Raw genomic sequence first — 17,295 nt, 5'->3', positions numbered from 1 at the left:
ACGTATGTATGACTGATTTTTTTTGCTTTGTATTTTGTCTAAATTTTAAGTATTAAGACAACCAGCCTCTGTTATTGGCTGATTTAGCTAATAAAACTAGAGCAAATCCAAAAATAACAACTAAAGCAGTCATCATATTTGCCATTTTTAATACAAAGGTTAAATAGCTCATTTGTGCCACAGCAGCAATTAAAGAGGCTAATAGTAAGATAAAGGCCCGCTTTTTTCTCATGACTAAAGCTAAACTTCCTAAAGTGCCTGCAAAAACAGCAATAGCAAAAGCACCGGTGTACCAAGCCGGTAGACTGGCAAACATCTGTTGATCGGCTTCAGGTAATTGGGCTATAAGTTCATCACTCATATACGCTTGACTGATGTAAGCCATAATGCCCATAACATTCCAAATTAAGGCAAGTACACTTACGACGATAAACCAAATTGGTAATTTTTGAATTGCAGTATGCGTCATTATTATAATATTAGTAAGTTAAAATCGTTTCAAGGTATAAATTTTTTGCGAGACGCTTAGTAAAACTGTATTTTCGGCATTCATAATTTATCATGCAAAAAAAGTTTTTCTACGTTATTACAATTCAATATTTAGGGTATAGATTTCACGGGTGGCAAAAGCAACCTAATTTGAAAACGTTACATTTAATGATTGATAGGACGTTAAATTTTATTTTAGAAAAAAAGAAATTTAAAACGCTAACCTCAGGTCGTACAGATGCTATGGTTAGTGCAGAAAGTGCTGCTTTCGAGTTGTTTTTAGAAGAACCTATTGACGATTTTGATGCCTTTATGGCAGTGTTTAACACCAACTTGCCTCAAGATCTTAGGGCGTTAACTATTAGAGAAGTCGATAATAAGTTTAATATTATTCAACATTCTAAAGTAAAAGAATACTTATATGTATTTGCTTTTGGAGATAAATTTCATCCTTTTTGTGCACCAATATTAACGACTATTTTAGATCCTTTAGACGTTGAGTTAATGAAACAAGGGGCAAAACTGTTTGAAGGGGAGCATTATTTAAAGAAATATTGCTACAAACCAACAGACAACGGAATTTATAATCGTACTATTTTAAAATGCGAAATAGTAGAAAACACGATTTACACGGCGAGTTTCTTCCCAGAAAAGAGTTATATCTTACGGGTAAAAGGAAAAGGGTTTATGAGAAATCAGATTCGTTTAATGATGGGCGCCTTAATACATTTAGGACAAGGAAAACGGACGCTTGAAGATATTGAAGCGAGTCTAAAACCAGATTTTACAGGAGAAGTATACTACGTAGCGCCGGCATCTGGATTGATTTTAAAGGCGATCGAGTTTGAGTAGGTTATGCTAGTTTTCTTTGTTTTTTACCGTTTTTATTCATTTTAACACACTTTTATTAAGAAAAGCCCCCTGTTTTTGGGTGTTTATTGAAATTCTATAACATTCTTAAAAAATCATATAACATGTCAGCTTGATTAGTGTTGCATCTTTGTACCAGAGATATTAATAACACTAAAAAACAGAAAAACATGAATTATTTGAATATGCAAGATGAAAAAGTACTACCTGTAGTTGTAGAGTTAAACACATTATTATCCGATTACAATTTATACTACCAAAAATTAAGAACGTTCCATTGGAATATATTAGGTAAAAACTTTTTTGATTTACACGAAAAGTTTGAAGCCATGTATAATGAGGCTAAATTAAAAGTCGATGAAATTGCAGAACGCATCTTAACCTTAAGACATCATCCAGTAAGTAAATTTAGCGACTATTTAAAAATATCGTCATTATCGGAAGCATCTAGTATGATTACTGATCAAGAAATGATTGACGAGTTGCTAAATGATCACAAAACAATGTTGTCACAAATGAAGCAAGTGCTTACTAAAGCAGAAGACGCAGAAGATGAAGGGACGATCGATTTAATCGGTGCTTATATTAGAGAATTAGAAAAATCAAGTTGGATGCTTAATGCTTGGTCAAAAAACACATCTGATCAATTAAAAGAAGTTGTTACTAGTAGTTAATTAAGGTTTAATACTTAAAAATATTAAAACAAGAATTAATTAAAAAAACATCTTATGAAATCTCAATTATCAGAAGCTTATAATTTATTAGTAGAAAAATTAGGCGCTTGGCTTAATGCTATAGTATCTAATATTCCAAACTTAATTTTAGCTATTTTTGTATTATTTACGGCTTATTTTATTGCTAAGTACGTTAAAAAGTATGTTACCAAATTAGTTGCTAGAAAAGTACAACAAAATTCAATTACTAGAATGATAGGAACACTATCGTCTGTAGTTGTAGTATTGGCAGGTCTTTTTTTAGCCTTAGGAATACTTAACTTAAGTAAAACATTAACTTCTTTATTAGCAGGAGCAGGGGTTGCTGGTTTAGCAATAGGTTTAGCCTTACAAGGCACGTTATCTAACACGTTTGCAGGTATAGTATTATCGTTTAGAAAAAAAATTCAAATCGGACATTGGGTAGAAACTAATGGGTATTCTGGAGAAATCATAGATATTAATCTTAAGGACTTTACAATTAAGGAGGCTGATAATAACATGGTAATCATCCCAAATAAGATGATTTTAGATAATCCATTAAAAAATTACACACTAACCACTAAGATGAGAGTCTTTTTAGAATGTGGTGTGGGCTACGAATCCGATTTGGATCATGTAGAACAGTTGACTAAACAAACTATTTGCAACACATTTGAGCAAATTGAAAAACCAGAAGATGTAGAGTTTTATTACACGGAATATGGTGGAAGCTCAATCAACTACTTATGTAGGTTCTGGATTGATGCAGAGAATGCATTAGAGAAAATGAAATCAAAAAGTAAAGCTATTATTGAAATTAAAAAAGCTTACGATAAAGAAAATATAAATATCCCATTCCCAATTAGGACGCTACAATTTGATAATAAGTTAGCATTTGAAGCGCCTCAGGGATCAGAGACACAGTTCTCGAACAATTAAAAGCATCGTGTTTTTAGTTGAATTAATAACCTTTTAAAACCAAAAAAATATGTTACGTTGGACAATCACATTTATCATAATCGCAATCATCGCCGGAGTCTTAGGATTTGGTGGAATAGCAGGAGCATCTGCAGGAATTGCTAAAATTTTATTCTTTGTATTTATAGTACTATTTGTACTTACATTACTTAAAAAAGGAGTAAAGTCATAAATTAAGTAAACAACCTAATCAGTTAAATAATCATTTTTTTAAGCAAAAATAAGTGGCTGATTAGTGTTGTTAAGCTTAACCATTAAAATTAAAAAACAACCTTAAAAACCATAACGCATGAAAAAGTTAGCACATACCTTTATTATATTATTCTCATTATCTATGTTATTAACAGGATGTAGAGAAGAGAAATCTACCGGAGAAAAAGTAGAAGACGCAGTAGAAAATGCAGCAGATGAAGTTGAAGATGCAGTAGATTAATAATAAAACCGCTTTGAAAAAGAAAAAGATAATTTAATATGTTCCAAAATGTATTGGATTAATAGCAGCAAAAGTCCTAATTAAATTTAGGACTTTTGTATTTTTATACAATAACTATATTTTATGAGTATTACAGTAGCTTTAGATTTCCTTAAAAAATTAGAAAAAAACAATAATAGAGAGTGGTTTGCAGATAATAAACCAGAATATGACCAGGCTTTAAAGTCTGTAAAGGTATTGTTTAACGCGGTTTATAGTAATATACAAGCTCATGATGAATTTGAAAAACTTAAGGTTTTTAGGATTTATAGAGACGTTAGGTTTTCTAAAAATAAGCAACCGTATAAAAATAATTTTGGTGCTGCATTCCATAGAGTAAAACCTAGATTAAGAGGCGGGTATTATATGCAAATCCAACCGGGTAATAATTTTATAGCCACTGGCTTTTGGAGTCCTGAAAAAGAAGATTTATTACGAATCAGAAAAGAGTTTGAAATGGACGATCAAGAGATAAGAAGTATTATTAATGACCATCCATTACAATCTGTATGGGGAGCGTTAGAAGGCGAGGAGCTTAAAACCGCACCAAGAGATTTTGATAAAACCCACCCTGCAATTGATTTGATTAAAAAGAAACAATTCATTTTCACAAAACAGTATACTGACGCAGAGGTTATTGCTGAAGGATTTGCTCAAAAAGTGAGTGACGATTTTAAAACAATCAGACCATTCTTTGATTATATGAGTGATGTGCTAACCACAGACCTAAATGGTGTCTCTTTAATTAAAGATTAAACCACGTCGGTTATAGTATATTTAGTACCATTAAATTCAAACGTATCTCCTGTAGACTTTTGTTGTAGCAATTGACCTATTGGAGATTGTAAAGAGATCGCGTAGTAAATCTGGTCGTCAATCTCAATTTTTCCAACACTTATAGACATAAAAAACTGTAAACTATCTGTTTTTACAAGACTTCCTAAGGCAGCTGTAGTTGTTAATAAATTAGCTTTAACTAGTTTTAGATACTCTTGAGTTTTACGGGCATCGTTAAGAAAAACCATGTTTTTTTCAAGATCATTTAAAAGTTTGCCATTTCCGGAATCGTCTCCTTCAGAACCTCCTTTGTCGTTACTATCAATCGACTCTTTTATAAGTTCAATTTCATTGGTGTAATCCGTTATGCGCTGTGCAACATGTTGATTACAAATTTGCAAAAGTTGTTGTTTAATTGTCATTGTTTAGCCTATGAAGCTTCTAGTGTTTTTGGTTTTTCGAATAATTGAATATTGCTTTGTAAACGCTGTTTGACAATGGTCATCATACGCTTATTTAAAGCGGACGAATGTAGTCTATAATTTTCATATTCTAATACAGTAAATTGACCAATTATTACACCTTTTAAATTATTTCTAAACTTAATGTCTTTTTGGGTCGCGTTTTCGATATAACTCAAACGTTTATCGATAGTTAACTGATAGAAAACATTTTTATGTTTCGCTATATAATTGCTAAAAATGGCGAGTAATAAATCGTTTTGAAGTTTAATTATAGGTCTAAGTGTTTCATTTTGAAACCGTTCTTCAACGCTCATGTCCGGTCTAATAATTATACTATCTATAATGGGTCTAATCGCTAACAGTTGTGTGTCTCTTCCAGTCATAATAATTAAGTTTTATTAAAAATATCAATAATAAATACCAATAGTAGTATAGTAAAATATACTTTTTAACGGTGTTGTTAACAATCAAGATATCGTATTTTTACATAAAGTAATTGTAGCATGACATTTGGAAACGTACCTAACCCAGAACTTGTAGATTTGACCTTGCCTAGTGATCATAAGGATACAAAGCGTGTGTTAAACAAGGTTCAGGATGCTACTATTCCCGAAGTTTTTGTAGGTTGTGCTAAATGGAATAAAGCCGATTTAAAAGGATTTTATCCTAAAGGCACTAAGGACGAGCTGGCGTACTATGCGACACAGTTTAATGCTATTGAGTTAAATGCAACATTCTATCGTATTTTTCCGCCTGAGCAATTCTCGAAATGGTACGATAAAACACCTTCGAATTTTAAGTTTTTTCCAAAGCTTTTTCAAGAGATAAGTCATTATAAACGGTTGCATGAGGTTCAGGCTGTTGTCGAAGATTATTTACAGTCGGCAGTTCATTTAAAAGAAAAGCTAGGGACTATCTTTTTGCAAATGCATTCAAATTTTTCACCTAAAGGCTTTGATCGTGTGGTTGCTTTTATTCAAAGTTGGCCGAAGCAACTTCCTTTAGCGGTAGAGTTTAGGCATACCGATTGGTTTAACGACCCAAAGGTTGCAGAAGAGTTGTATCAATTATTAGAAGCTAATAACGTGTCTAATATTATTGTGGATACGGCGGGAAGAAGAGATTTAATGCACATGCGATTAACCAACACCACTGCTTTTGTAAGATATGTAGGTGCCAATCATGAGAGCGACTACTCGCGATTAGATGATTGGATCGACCGTCTAAAACTATGGAAAACACAAGGGGTTAAAGAGATTAATTTTTTTATTCATCAAAATATTGAAAAAGAATCGCCTTTATTATCGGCGTATTTCACAGAAAAACTAAATAGCGAATTGGGATATTCGTTAAAAATCCCAAACGAAAATTTACAACAAAATTTATTTTAAAATATGAGATTTCACACAAGAAAATGGGTAAAACCCGAAGATTTAAATCCAAACGGAACATTATTTGGAGGTCAACTATTAGCATGGATTGACGAGGAAGCAGCATTATATACAATCATACAATTGGAAAACAATAAAGTAGTGACAAAGTATATGAGCGAAATTAACTTTATGAGTAAGGCTGTAGAAGGGGATATTATTGAAATAGGGATGGAAATTAAAAAATTCGGAAACTCATCTATTTCTTTAAACTGTGAGGTTAGAAACATGCGTAATCGCGAAACGATTATTACCGTAGAAAATATTATTATGGTTAATTTAGGTGCCGATGGTAATCCTAAGGCACATGGTAAAACTAAAACTGAATTTATAAAAGATAGATTGGCAGAATAAGTATTCTGCTAATCGCTTCATTGTAAGTTATATAATTCTGATTTAAAATTGCCTTGCTAGTAAGCGGTTTTGTTTACTATGCATAACTTAATAAGAAAGACTTCTACAGCATCTTTAAAAAACAACAGTATTGTTTTTAAAGATGCTATTTTTTTTAGGGTGCTTGAAATCCTACGCTTTTAAATATTTTTTATCAATATAAAAGGTCCCAAAAGGAAGTATAGATGCTAATAATATAATACCAAATACTTTTGAAGACCATTTTTGATCTGGCTTAATTAAAAAAGCTATTAGGATATAGAGAACAAACAGAAAACCATGAGGATATCCTAGTAATTTTACAAAAGCATCATCGCCTCCAGGTAATCTTTTATACACAGATGCACCCATTAATAATAGGTAAGATACACCTTCTAATAAAGCAACAATACGGAACGTTTTTAGCATAATAAAGACCTTTTTTTACAAAGATAAATATTGTTTTTCAAATTATGATTTATAAATGATTAATCATTAATTTCGTTTAAAATTAATTCTATGGATAGTACTAGAAAATCTATACTTATTGTACTTGCTTTTTTTTCGATTTATTGTATTTGGGGATCTACATATTTACTTAATAAGATTGTCGTTTCAGAAGTCGCGCCGTTTTATTTAGCAGCGATTCGTTTTTTCTGTGCTGGATTATTAATTTTTATAATAGCAAAAGGCTTAAAATTGTCATTAAAGGCATCAACAAAACAATTAAAGAATTCGGCATTAGCTGGTTTCTTATTTCTGGTCTATGGTAATGGTGTGTTTGTATGGGCACTGCGTTATGTTGATAGTGGTTTTGCAGCATTGATTGCGGCAACACAACCGTTATTTGTTATCTTTTTAATGCGAATTCTACATGGTTCTAAAATAAAAACAAAATCTATTATTGGTGTTTTGTTCGGTTTTGTAGGAATGTACTTGCTAGTTAGTCAGGATACTTTAAAACTTAATAAGGATAGTATTATTGGAATTGTCATGATTTTTACTTGTGTCTTAAGTTGGAGTTATGGCAGTATTTTTGTGTCTAAAGCAGATTTGCCAAAAAGTTTTTTTGTGGCGACAGGCTATCAAATGCTATTTGCCAGTTTGTTTTTAGTGTCACTAAGTTTAATTTTTAACGAAACATGGAAAACGCCGATGGCGTGGAGTAGTAAAGCACAAGGTGCGATGTTATTATTAATCGTTTTTGGTGGTATTGTGGCGTTTACAGCATTTAATTACTTGCTAAAAGAAGTCCCGACAGAGAAGGTGGCAACCTCAGCTTATGTTAATCCTGTGATTGCATTATTTTTAGGATGGTATGTTTTGGGAGAGCAATTAAGTCAGCAATCTATAGTCGCTGCTTTAATTTTATTAACAGGGGTTTATTTTATCAATTCTAAGAAAAAAATAGTCATCTTTTCACGGTTTAAAAAGTAGGTATTTTTACTAATATTAAAATTAATTGTAATTAGGATAAAGAGTTAATATACAATTATTTAAAAATTTACTATCTTTGTAGCTCATTTAAGCAAGTAAACCTTTCCTTAATCTCACTTTTAAGTAGTTTAGAATCGTTAAGCAGAACATAGCTTTTAATTACTTTTTGTTAAATGAATTCATTTAAAACACACATTTAATAACGCTAATGGCTAAGTCGCAACAAACATTTAATAAAAGTGAAAAAGAAAAAAAACGCTTAAAGAAAAGAGAAGATAAGCGTAAGAAGATGGAAGCTCGTAAGCTTGATAAAGAAGCTAACGGAGGTTCTGATGGTATACAGTTTGCATACGTAGACTACAATGGTAACTTGGTGGACACTCCGCCGGATCCAGAGTTGAAAGAAAAGATTGATGCAGAAGAAATTGTTTTAGGAGTACCTAAAAAAGTTGAAGGAGAAGAGGAAGATCCAGTAAGAAACGGTAAAGTATCATTTTTTGATACCTCTAAAGGTTTCGGGTTTATTATTGATACAGAAAACAACGAGAAATATTTCTGTCACGTCAGTGGTTTAGTAGACCAAATTGCAGAAAACGATAAAGTATCTTTTGAACTTGAAAGAGGAATGAAAGGTATGAATGCTGTAAAAGTGAAGAAAATATAATCTAACAATAACATTTAGATTAAAACCCATTAAGAGTTAATCTTAATGGGTTTTTTGTTTTACAGCTCTAAAATAGGGGCATAGTATAAATAATAATTACGGACGACAAGTTACTTGGCTTCAAACGGTAAAAGGTCGTTTTTGTAAAGGGTAACATTAAATTATCAGGAAGAACATCACGTTCTTACCGATGTTTGACATGTAAATTAAAAAAAATGACTAATATTGTATCCGAAACAGAAGCAGCGTTTGCAATGCCATATTATGTAAAGAAATTAATAGTGCAGGTGTGGGATTATATAGAAAACGCTTTAATTATCGGGTAAAAGAAGAAATTGCTCCTGTAGTATAATAAAACACAAATTAAAAGAACGGAAACAATGTTAAAAAAATTAATAAGTAAATTATTTGGTTCAAAGAAAAGCGAGACTGGTAAAGAAGGGACTGTAAAGTTTTTTAATAATTCTAAAGGTTTTGGGTTCATCGCAGAAAAAGATTCAGATAAAGAGCATTTTGTTCATGTTACTGGATTAAAAGATAAGATTCGCGAAGGACATAAAGTGACGTTTGATTTAGAAGAAGGTGAAAAAGGATTAAATGCTGTAAACGTAAAACGCAAAAAGTAATTACAACCACGCAACGTATTATAAAAGCCTATTAATTATTTTAATAGGCTTTTTTTGTGCAGTAATATTTCGACTATAAATCTGTTACACTAATAAAAGGCTATGGTCTTTGCTTAAAATTATAATTTAGGTCACAATCTTCTAGTCTAAGTGAATAGTGTATTACAGCGTGTGACAAATCTACAAAGCATAACGCCAACAGATATTAATCTAAAGCTCCCCTCAATACTTAAAATGTTTTCAGTTGGTCTGATAAAATGTACACTTGATAGATTAATCAATAATCACCTTTGTTTTTTAGTTATAACAATAGAGGTGTAATTACTTTTACCACTGTATAAAAAAACAAATACAAATCATGAAAAAAGTAGCACTATCATTAGTTATAGCAATCAGTTTATTTAGTTGTAATAGCGTTAAAAATATGGATACATCAAATGTATCGACTGCAGTAACATTATTAAGCTCATTAAGTTCAAATTCTACAGTACAACAAATTTCTAGCCTGTTTAGTTTATTAGATACTAATAAGGATGAAGCTATTAGTTCTACAGAAGCAGTAGGTTCAGTATCAGAAAATTTTAATACGTTAGATACTGATAGTAATTCAAGTTTAAATCTTACAGAATTAACAGGTTTGTTGAGTTTGTTGAAATAATATTTTTTTTGAAATTAGTCTTAAAAGAAGGTATGCCTAAGGGTGTACCTTCTTTTTTTTGTGTTATAAATAACATGTTTTTATAAGATTGAAATTGTACGGTCTTTAAAATCGTCCAATTAGTCGATACAATTTAGCCAACCGTCTAGTTGCTTTTTTTAAGATGTTTTTTACAGATACCTTTAAACTATTACTAGTAAATAGAATCAAAGTATTAAATAACGTGTAATCTTAAAAATTTAAAATTATGAAAGCATTAATTAAAACATACATAGTACCATTCGCTTTTTTAATAGCGCTAACAACACAGGTTTCTGCACAATCAAAACGCGATACTAGAGCTAAAACAACAAAAGCGACAGTAGCAAAAAAACGCACGATAGCCACGAGAGTGTCTAGTAAGGCTGTTGTTTATAAAACACCTAAACGTAAAGTTGTTTCTGTTAGAACTGTACCAAACAGAACTGTTATTGTACACAAAGGGCATAACTATTATTATGCTAACAATAAATATTACACGCAATCTAGAGGACGTTATATTGCTATCGCTCCAAAGGTTGGGTTTAAAATTAAAGTGTTACCTACAAATTCTAAAAGAATTCGTTATAATAATCATAATTACTATAACGCTTATGGTATTTTTTATGTGCAAGTAAATAATGAATATGAGGTTGTTGAACCAGAAGTAGGAACGCTTGTATATGAGTTACCAGACGATTATGAAAAAGTGGTTATCAATGATGAGACTTATTATGAATATGCAAATGTGTTATACGAAAAAACACAAGTCAATGGAGCAAGAGCTTACGAAGTTGTAGGAATTATAGACATGGATTAAATTATTGAAATTTTGGTTGATTTTTAATAATGGAAAGGGGGTAATTTTATAATTATCCTCTTTTTTTTTGTTTTTAAATATAATATTAGCCATTACTGTTAAACAGAGTGTTTTAAATCCCAACATTTAAATCTGCTAAACCAATAAAACTCTACTATCTTTGCATAAAATTATAATTTATGTCACAACAGTTTTCTAGTTTAGGTATTAATACAGCATTGCAGAGTGCTTTGGCGGATTTACAAATCACAACGCCAACAGATATACAATCTAAAGCCATCCCTGTAATTCTTAATAATACAGACGATGTTGTTGCTATTGCAAAAACAGGAACCGGAAAAACAGCTGCTTTTGGATTGCCTTTATTACAGTTAATAGACGTTACTAAAAACAATATCCAAGCGGTTATATTAGCACCAACAAGAGAATTAGGGCAACAAATATTTAAAAACTTAGAAGCCTTTAACGCCACTAGTTTGGGCGTTACTATTGCTGGTGTCTTTGGAGGTATTCCAATAAAACCACAAATAGAAACCCTTAAAAACACCACACATATTGTTGTGGCGACTCCAGGACGTTTAGCCGATTTGATAGAGCGTAACGCGATAAACGTTAAAGAGATCACGTATTTTGTCTTAGATGAAGCGGATGAGATGGTTAGCGCGCACAAGGAAGGTGTAGATGCTATTATAAAAGCATTACCAAAAACAAGAAGAACATTATTGTTTACAGCAACCATGCCTGGTACAATCAAGCAATTGGTACAAAATAGTTTGGCTAAAAAAGTCGTGACTATTGAAGCTGATATGGAAACAATTGGTCACCAAGGGATCGATCACCAATATGTGGTTGTGGAGCCTATCGAGAAATTAAATATATTAATGCATTTTTTAAACACGCATGAGGGGCAACGTGGTATTGTGTTTTGTAAGACTAAGGCAGCCGTTAATAAGTTAGCTAAAAACTTAGCGATAAATAAATTCTCATCTGGTGCCATTCACGGTAGTTTATCTCAAGGGATTCGTGATCGTATTATGGGACAGTTTAGAGAGGGTCATATTAATATATTAGTCGCTACAGATTTAGCAGCGCGTGGTATTGATGTTAAAGACTTAGCGTTTGTTGTTAACTATCATTTACCAGATACGTATGATGCGTATGTGCATAGAAGTGGACGTACAGCTAGAGCAGGAGCTAAAGGATTAGCATTAAGTGTGATTCAGGAGGACGAAGTACAAGAGATTCCAGAGTTTGAAGACGAATTAGGGATTACATTCAAACAATACCAAAAAGCAGACGCTAAAAGTATTGAGGAAAATAACGGATTACTTTGGGCAAGAAAGATTTTTAAAACCAAGCCAAACAAAGCGATTCCAGAAGATTTTAAAGCGAAAGTAAAAACTATTTTTCATCATTTAACAAAAGAAGAATTAGTAGATAAAATCTTATCCAATTACATTGCCGAAAACAATACTATTGTAGACAAGCAAGAGGTGGTTAAGAAAAAAAAGAAGAAATAAATAATGAGTAGTTATATAAAAGTACAGCAGGATATTTTAGATAAACTAAATATCAAAACGCTTAATCCAATGCAGGAGGAAGCGTTGTTGTCTATTACAAATGCAGAAAACACGGTATTGTTGTCGCCTACGGGAACAGGAAAAACGTTGGCTTTTTTATTGCCAACCATAGCAGCGCTAGATACTAACTGTAAAAATGTACAATTACTAATTTTAGTACCGTCTCGTGAGTTGGCTATTCAGATAGAACAGGTCATCCGTACTATGGGGACTGGTTTTAAAGCTAATGCCGTGTATGGCGGACGCCATTTTAGTAAAGATAAAATCGAATTAGCGCACACGCCAGCCATCCTAGTAGGGACGCCAGGTCGTGTGGCGGATCACTTAAGACGTGAAACGTTTTTAGTGGATGATATTAATACGTTGGTTTTAGACGAATTTGATAAATCTCTAGAAGTGGGGTTCGAAAAGGAAATGAGCGAGATTATCAATAACCTACCGCACATCAAAAAACGTATTCTGACCTCAGCAACACAAGACATGGAGATTCCGCGTTTTGTAGGTTTAGAAAACGAATTGGTTATTGATTATTCAGATACAGAAGTCACTAATCTAGCAATCAAGCAAGTGATCTCTCCAGATAAAAACAAACTACAGACCTTAGTCGATTTATTGCATGATATAGGGAACAAGCCAGGGATTATCTTTTGTAATTATAAAGACACGATTCAGTTTGTAAGCGACTTTTTAGATAAAAACGACATTCCGCATGGGTGTTTCCAAGGGGGAATGGAGCAAATAGACAGAGAGCGTGCTTTAATAAAGTTTAGAAACGGAACCCATCAAATTATTATCGCGACAGATTTAGCAGCGCGTGGTTTAGATATTCCGGAGTTAAATTATATTATCCATTACCAACTCCCACTAAAGGCAGAAGAGTTTACACACCGTAATGGTCGTACTGCGCGTATGAATGCAGAAGGAACCTCTTACGTTATACAATGGGAAGGAGAGCGTCTACCGGACTTTATTAAGTTTGATGACACTGTGACTCCAAAAGGAACCGTTAAGACGTTAGGAACAGAGTGGGTGACGTTATTTATTTCTGGAGGACGAAAAGATAAAATCTCTAAAGGTGATGTTGCAGGTGTGTTGTTTAAACAATGTCATCTTGAAAAATCAGAAATTGGTATTATCGAGTTAAAGCAGGATTGTGCGTTTGTTGCGGTACCTAAAGCTAAAGCTGAAAGTATTATTGCTAAAACGAATAATACCCGTTTAAAAAAGAAAAAAGTACGTATCCATACCATTTAGAAGGACACAACATAAATGAAGAAAAGGGTTGCTATTTTAGCAGCCCTTTTTTTGTTTCTACCCAAAGGTGTAAATCATGTAACAGTCATCGGTAATTGTATAATACAAGAGGTGTTGTTTGTTCTTATCTTTGTAATCAGTAGAACATAAACATGTAATGTAAAAGTTTAACTTAATAGTTGTAACTAGCATATTATCAAAAACATATAAAAATGATTAAACCAAGAGAAAAAGCACCAGAATTAGAAATCCAATTAGTAAATGATACGACGTGGAAGCTAAGCGAACAGTCGCCAGAACACTTCACATTAGTGTTATTTTATAGAGGAAAACACTGTCCAGTTTGTAAGTCTCAGTTAGAAGATTTAGAACGTAAACTAGATAAATTTACAGACCGCGGTGTTAATGTTATTGCTATCAGTGCGGATACAGAAGACGTGGCAAAAGCAACACATAAAGCATGGGATATTCCAAACATACCATTAGGGTATGGGTTTTCTATTGAAGACGCTAGAGCATGGGGATTATTCATCTCTACAGGTATAAAAGAAGAACCAGAATTATTTACAGAACCTGGATTGTTTTTAATCACACCAGACCAAACCGTGTATTGGGAATCTATCCAATCCATGCCATTTGGACGCCCTAGTTTTAACGATGTCTTAGGTGGTATTGATTATATCTTAAAAGCGGATTATCCTGCAAGAGGAGAAGCGTAATGCTATAAAAACAGATTAAAACCGAGTATAACACGTCATAACACTAGTCAGGAATAAGTAAAGGATAAATAATATGAACAAAAGCACATCATTTAAATTGGTTCATTTTCCTAAACTAGTGGCTAGTACAGCACGTGCTTGGTATGCAGGAGAACCTTTTGAACGTAGCGCCATTGTAGCTTATTATGCTATTTTGTCGCTACCTGCATTAATGATCATTATTTTAAATGTCGTTGGTGCGTTTTGGGGGCGAGACATTGTTCAAGGCGAATTACTAGGACAGATTACAGAAGCGCTAGGACCGGATACTGCGGAATCGATTAGATTAATGATCGTAGGGAAAGGGAATGAAGCCACATCTGTATTTGCTACCGGTGTTGGTATTGCCACCCTGTTATATGGATCTACAGGAGTGTTCTTTCAAGTACAATCGTCGTTAGATAAAATTTGGGAACAAGAAGAAGTGCCAGAAAACGGTATTATAGCTGTTATTATAAGTCGTTTAAAAAGCTTTAGTTTTATATTAATCATCGGATTCTTATTGCTAACTAGTTTTATATTAACTTCAGTATTAAGCACCTTTGGTAAAAGCTTACAACGTATTCTTCCTGATAACCTTTTTGAATACTTATATGTCTTTGACTTTTTGGTCTCGATTGGATTTATTTACGTGCTTTTTGCTGCCATGTTCAAATTTCTGCCATCAGCAACCATACCTTGGCAATCGGTTAGAGTCGGAGCGTTATTAACCACCGTCTTATTCTTATTAGGTAAATATTTACTAGCTATATATTTTAGTACCATGCAACCGGGCTCAACTTATGGCGCAGCAGGATCTATAATTTTAATCATGCTTTGGGTATCCTATTCCAGTCTTATTTTATTATTTGGAGCACATTTTACAAGGCAATATTCCAATAGGTTTGTTAAACAGCATTCAGAATTATAATAACTGGCAAAAAGGTGCTAATCTATTGTTATAATTACGCTAAACCCATCATAAAGTAGTCTTAAAAGCACCAATAAGGATAGAGATAGTCCGTATCTTTAAGGTATATAAAAACAGAAAAGAAAATGAAACAGAATAGTTTGGAACACGCACAAAATACGCCTCAAAACCAAATACCTAAGGAGGCCATTATCAGATTCAGTATTATAGACAACGCACCATAGCACGCTATACATTCAGTTGGATAACTCTCAATACCATCCAACACCTTTTACCAAAAACCTAACAAAGTCCTTTGGTTACTAATCCCAAAATAGTTACTACTACAAGGCAAACTATACAAGCTCAATAATTACAGTACTTGTCCAAAATGGACCAGGCAGAGCATACACAATATTTAAAACTAAAAACACATGAGTACTACCACAGATAAAGGATTTGCAACTATTAATCCTACAACAGAAAAAGAAATTCAACATTACACATACATGACAGCGGACCAAGCTATAAAAGCGGTAGAAACCTGTCACAACGCCTTTTTAGATTGGAAATTAAAACCATTAGAAGATCGTGCTAAAGTTATAAAAGCCATCGGACAAGCGTTAATCAATGCTAAAGACGACTATGCTAAACTAATGACTCAAGAAATGGGAAAATTAGTAAAACACAGTCATGACGAAATAGAATTATGTGTCGGTATTTGCGAGTATACAGCAACCGAAGGCATCAAACAATTACAAGACGAAGTTCGTACCATGGAAAATGGCGGAAAAGGAATCATCCAACAAGCACCATTAGGTGTTATTTACGGTATTCAACCATGGAATTTCCCATTGTACCAAGCCATGCGTTACGCCATCGTTAATCTAATGGCAGGAAACGGTGTGTTACTAAAACACGCTAAAAACGTCACAGGATCAGCTTTAAAATTAAAAGAAGTCTTTGAAAAAGCAGGCTTACCAAAAGACTTATTCACGGTATTAATTATAGACCATGACACATCAGATAAAATTATCGAACACGATTTAGTAAGAGGTATCACCCTAACAGGAAGCTCAAAAGCAGGACAATATGTGGCGCAAAAGGCTGCAAAAGTAATTAAAAAGACAGTCATGGAGTTGGGTAGTAATGATGCGTATCTAGTGTTAGACGACGCGGATGTGGATTTAGCAGTGCAAACCAGTATTGTAGGACGTACCTATAATAACGGAGAAACCTGTGTGGCTGCCAAACGTTTTATTGTCGTAGATAAAGTATACGACCAATTTAAAGACGCCTTTGTAAAAGGGATGCAAGACATTACTTATGGAGACCCGATGGACAAGGATTCTAAATTAGGACCTATGGCCAGAAAAGATTTAAGAGACAAGATTCACCAACAAGTAGAAGACAGTGTCAAAAACGGAGCAACCATTTTATGTGGTGGAAAAATACCAGACGTTACAGGTTATTTTTACCCATCAACAGTAGTGGGAGATGTAAAACCAGGACAACCAGCGTATAGCGAAGAGTTATTCGGACCTGTAGCCTCATTAATTAGAGCCAAAGATAATGACGATGCCATGCGTATTGCTAACGACAGTCGTTTTGGATTAGGTGGCGGCATATTTAGTAAAGACGAAGACAAAGCGATCCAGTTGGCCAAAAACCATTTTGATACCGGAATGATAAACATTAACTCCTACGGATTAGCACACCCAAACATGCCATTTGGAGGTGTAAAAGACTCTGGTTATGGACGTGAACACGGTGGATTTGGTATTAGAGAATTTGTAAACTCTAAATCTATTATGCTAAATAACAGTAAATAAGAAACAATAGAAGAGTAATTATATTGAAAAGATCAAGTTGTAAAGCTTGGTCTTTTTTTTGTTTTAGAATGAAATTTTAGATGAATGAGGATTCCCGTAAGGAATGTATTTGATTAGATTGTAATTTACATTGAGAATCTAACTTTATTAGTTAAATTATTCTAAAAAAGATTAAATTTAAATCATTAAGTTTATTGACTTAATAAATTTTA

General features: G+C 33.1%; 22 protein-coding genes. 18 read left to right on the top strand and 4 right to left on the bottom strand.

The features are described from left to right. Window positions 1-52 precede the first annotated feature (52 nt). Window positions 53-469 (bottom strand): hypothetical protein, encoded by a 417-nt coding sequence (locus tag H0I26_RS13520; protein ID WP_218699560.1) that lies wholly within the window; start codon window positions 467-469, stop codon window positions 53-55. A 92-nt stretch (window positions 470-561) separates the two neighbouring features. Here H0I26_RS13520 and H0I26_RS13515 point away from each other — a divergent pair, with 92 nt between their 5' ends. The 6 genes from H0I26_RS13515 (at window position 562) to H0I26_RS13490 (ending at window position 4,260) form a co-directional block, all read left to right on the top strand. Beyond that, window positions 562-1,341, top strand: coding sequence for a tRNA pseudouridine synthase A (locus tag H0I26_RS13515; protein ID WP_101018709.1), 780 nt, complete (start codon window positions 562-564; stop codon window positions 1,339-1,341). A gap of 188 nt (window positions 1,342-1,529) precedes the next feature. Then, on the top strand, window positions 1,530-2,033 hold the full coding sequence (locus H0I26_RS13510; protein ID WP_101018708.1) for a Dps family protein: 504 nt from the start codon (window positions 1,530-1,532) through the stop codon (window positions 2,031-2,033). A gap of 54 nt (window positions 2,034-2,087) precedes the next feature. Continuing rightward, window positions 2,088-2,993, top strand: a complete 906-nt coding sequence (locus H0I26_RS13505) for a mechanosensitive ion channel family protein (RefSeq protein WP_218699559.1) — start codon at window positions 2,088-2,090, stop codon at window positions 2,991-2,993. A 49-nt stretch (window positions 2,994-3,042) separates the two neighbouring features. After that, on the top strand, window positions 3,043-3,204 hold the full coding sequence (locus H0I26_RS13500) for a DUF1328 domain-containing protein (protein WP_101018706.1): 162 nt from the start codon (window positions 3,043-3,045) through the stop codon (window positions 3,202-3,204). 117 nt (window positions 3,205-3,321) lie between these two features. After that, window positions 3,322-3,465: a hypothetical protein gene (locus H0I26_RS13495; RefSeq protein WP_168800768.1), complete on the top strand. Its 144-nt coding sequence runs from the start codon at window positions 3,322-3,324 to the stop codon at window positions 3,463-3,465. A 123-nt stretch (window positions 3,466-3,588) separates the two neighbouring features. After that, window positions 3,589-4,260, top strand: coding sequence for a DUF2461 domain-containing protein (locus H0I26_RS13490; protein WP_218699558.1), 672 nt, complete (start codon window positions 3,589-3,591; stop codon window positions 4,258-4,260). Here H0I26_RS13490 and H0I26_RS13485 read toward each other — a convergent pair. Both H0I26_RS13485 and H0I26_RS13480 read right to left on the bottom strand, forming a co-directional pair. Further along, window positions 4,257-4,703, bottom strand: coding sequence for a GreA/GreB family elongation factor (locus H0I26_RS13485; RefSeq protein WP_218699557.1), 447 nt, complete (start codon window positions 4,701-4,703; stop codon window positions 4,257-4,259). The genes H0I26_RS13490 and H0I26_RS13485 overlap by 4 nt on opposite strands. 8 nt (window positions 4,704-4,711) lie before the next feature. Continuing rightward, window positions 4,712-5,128 carry a glyoxalase gene (locus H0I26_RS13480; RefSeq protein ID WP_218699556.1) on the bottom strand — a complete coding sequence of 139 codons (417 nt, stop codon included), beginning with the start codon at window positions 5,126-5,128 and terminating at the stop codon, window positions 4,712-4,714. 120 nt (window positions 5,129-5,248) lie between these two features. Between H0I26_RS13480 and H0I26_RS13475 the strand changes: the two genes are divergently transcribed. Both H0I26_RS13475 and H0I26_RS13470 read left to right on the top strand, forming a co-directional pair. Further along, window positions 5,249-6,136 carry a DUF72 domain-containing protein gene (locus H0I26_RS13475; RefSeq protein ID WP_218699555.1) on the top strand — a complete coding sequence of 296 codons (888 nt, stop codon included), beginning with the start codon at window positions 5,249-5,251 and terminating at the stop codon, window positions 6,134-6,136. Window positions 6,137-6,139: 3 nt separating this feature from the next. Further along, window positions 6,140-6,529 (top strand): acyl-CoA thioesterase, encoded by a 390-nt coding sequence (locus tag H0I26_RS13470; RefSeq protein WP_218699554.1) that lies wholly within the window; start codon window positions 6,140-6,142, stop codon window positions 6,527-6,529. Window positions 6,530-6,700: 171 nt separating this feature from the next. Here the strand turns inward: H0I26_RS13470 and H0I26_RS13465 are convergent, their stop codons facing one another. Beyond that, complete coding sequence (locus H0I26_RS13465; protein ID WP_218699553.1) at window positions 6,701-6,976, bottom strand: DUF3817 domain-containing protein; 276 nt, start codon at window positions 6,974-6,976, stop codon at window positions 6,701-6,703. Window positions 6,977-7,066: 90 nt separating this feature from the next. On the opposite strand from H0I26_RS13465, the gene H0I26_RS13460 reads away from it, so the two are divergent. The 10 genes from H0I26_RS13460 to H0I26_RS13415 all read left to right on the top strand — a co-directional run bounded on the left by H0I26_RS13460 (window position 7,067) and on the right by H0I26_RS13415 (window position 17,083). Continuing rightward, window positions 7,067-7,984, top strand: coding sequence for an EamA family transporter (locus H0I26_RS13460; RefSeq protein WP_218699552.1), 918 nt, complete (start codon window positions 7,067-7,069; stop codon window positions 7,982-7,984). Window positions 7,985-8,192: 208 nt separating this feature from the next. Continuing rightward, on the top strand, window positions 8,193-8,648 hold the full coding sequence (locus tag H0I26_RS13455) for a cold-shock protein (protein ID WP_101018698.1): 456 nt from the start codon (window positions 8,193-8,195) through the stop codon (window positions 8,646-8,648). A gap of 380 nt (window positions 8,649-9,028) precedes the next feature. Continuing rightward, the gene (locus tag H0I26_RS13450) at window positions 9,029-9,274 is read left to right on the top strand and encodes a cold-shock protein (RefSeq protein ID WP_101018697.1); all 246 of its coding nucleotides are present in this window, start codon (window positions 9,029-9,031) and stop codon (window positions 9,272-9,274) included. A 358-nt stretch (window positions 9,275-9,632) separates the two neighbouring features. Beyond that, on the top strand, window positions 9,633-9,932 hold the full coding sequence (locus H0I26_RS13445) for a hypothetical protein (RefSeq protein ID WP_218699551.1): 300 nt from the start codon (window positions 9,633-9,635) through the stop codon (window positions 9,930-9,932). Window positions 9,933-10,179: 247 nt separating this feature from the next. Continuing rightward, window positions 10,180-10,770, top strand: coding sequence for a DUF6515 family protein (locus H0I26_RS13440; RefSeq protein WP_101018695.1), 591 nt, complete (start codon window positions 10,180-10,182; stop codon window positions 10,768-10,770). 179 nt (window positions 10,771-10,949) lie between these two features. Continuing rightward, window positions 10,950-12,290 (top strand): DEAD/DEAH box helicase, encoded by a 1,341-nt coding sequence (locus H0I26_RS13435; protein ID WP_218699550.1) that lies wholly within the window; start codon window positions 10,950-10,952, stop codon window positions 12,288-12,290. A gap of 3 nt (window positions 12,291-12,293) precedes the next feature. Next, window positions 12,294-13,604 carry a DEAD/DEAH box helicase gene (locus H0I26_RS13430; protein ID WP_101018693.1) on the top strand — a complete coding sequence of 437 codons (1,311 nt, stop codon included), beginning with the start codon at window positions 12,294-12,296 and terminating at the stop codon, window positions 13,602-13,604. Between the two features lie 212 nt (window positions 13,605-13,816). Beyond that, window positions 13,817-14,323 carry a peroxiredoxin-like family protein gene (locus H0I26_RS13425; protein ID WP_101018692.1) on the top strand — a complete coding sequence of 169 codons (507 nt, stop codon included), beginning with the start codon at window positions 13,817-13,819 and terminating at the stop codon, window positions 14,321-14,323. A gap of 73 nt (window positions 14,324-14,396) precedes the next feature. Next, window positions 14,397-15,272, top strand: coding sequence for a YihY/virulence factor BrkB family protein (locus H0I26_RS13420; protein WP_218699549.1), 876 nt, complete (start codon window positions 14,397-14,399; stop codon window positions 15,270-15,272). A gap of 413 nt (window positions 15,273-15,685) precedes the next feature. After that, window positions 15,686-17,083 carry an NAD-dependent succinate-semialdehyde dehydrogenase gene (locus H0I26_RS13415; RefSeq protein WP_218699548.1) on the top strand — a complete coding sequence of 466 codons (1,398 nt, stop codon included), beginning with the start codon at window positions 15,686-15,688 and terminating at the stop codon, window positions 17,081-17,083. The last annotated feature ends 212 nt before the right edge of the window (window positions 17,084-17,295 follow it).

Origin of the sequence: Olleya sp. HaHaR_3_96, from assembly GCF_019278545.1 — a bacterium.
Lineage (GTDB): Bacteria > Bacteroidota > Bacteroidia > Flavobacteriales > Flavobacteriaceae > Olleya.
Note: the sequence above shows the minus strand (reverse complement) of the source record. Positions and strands in the feature narration are given on the sequence as shown.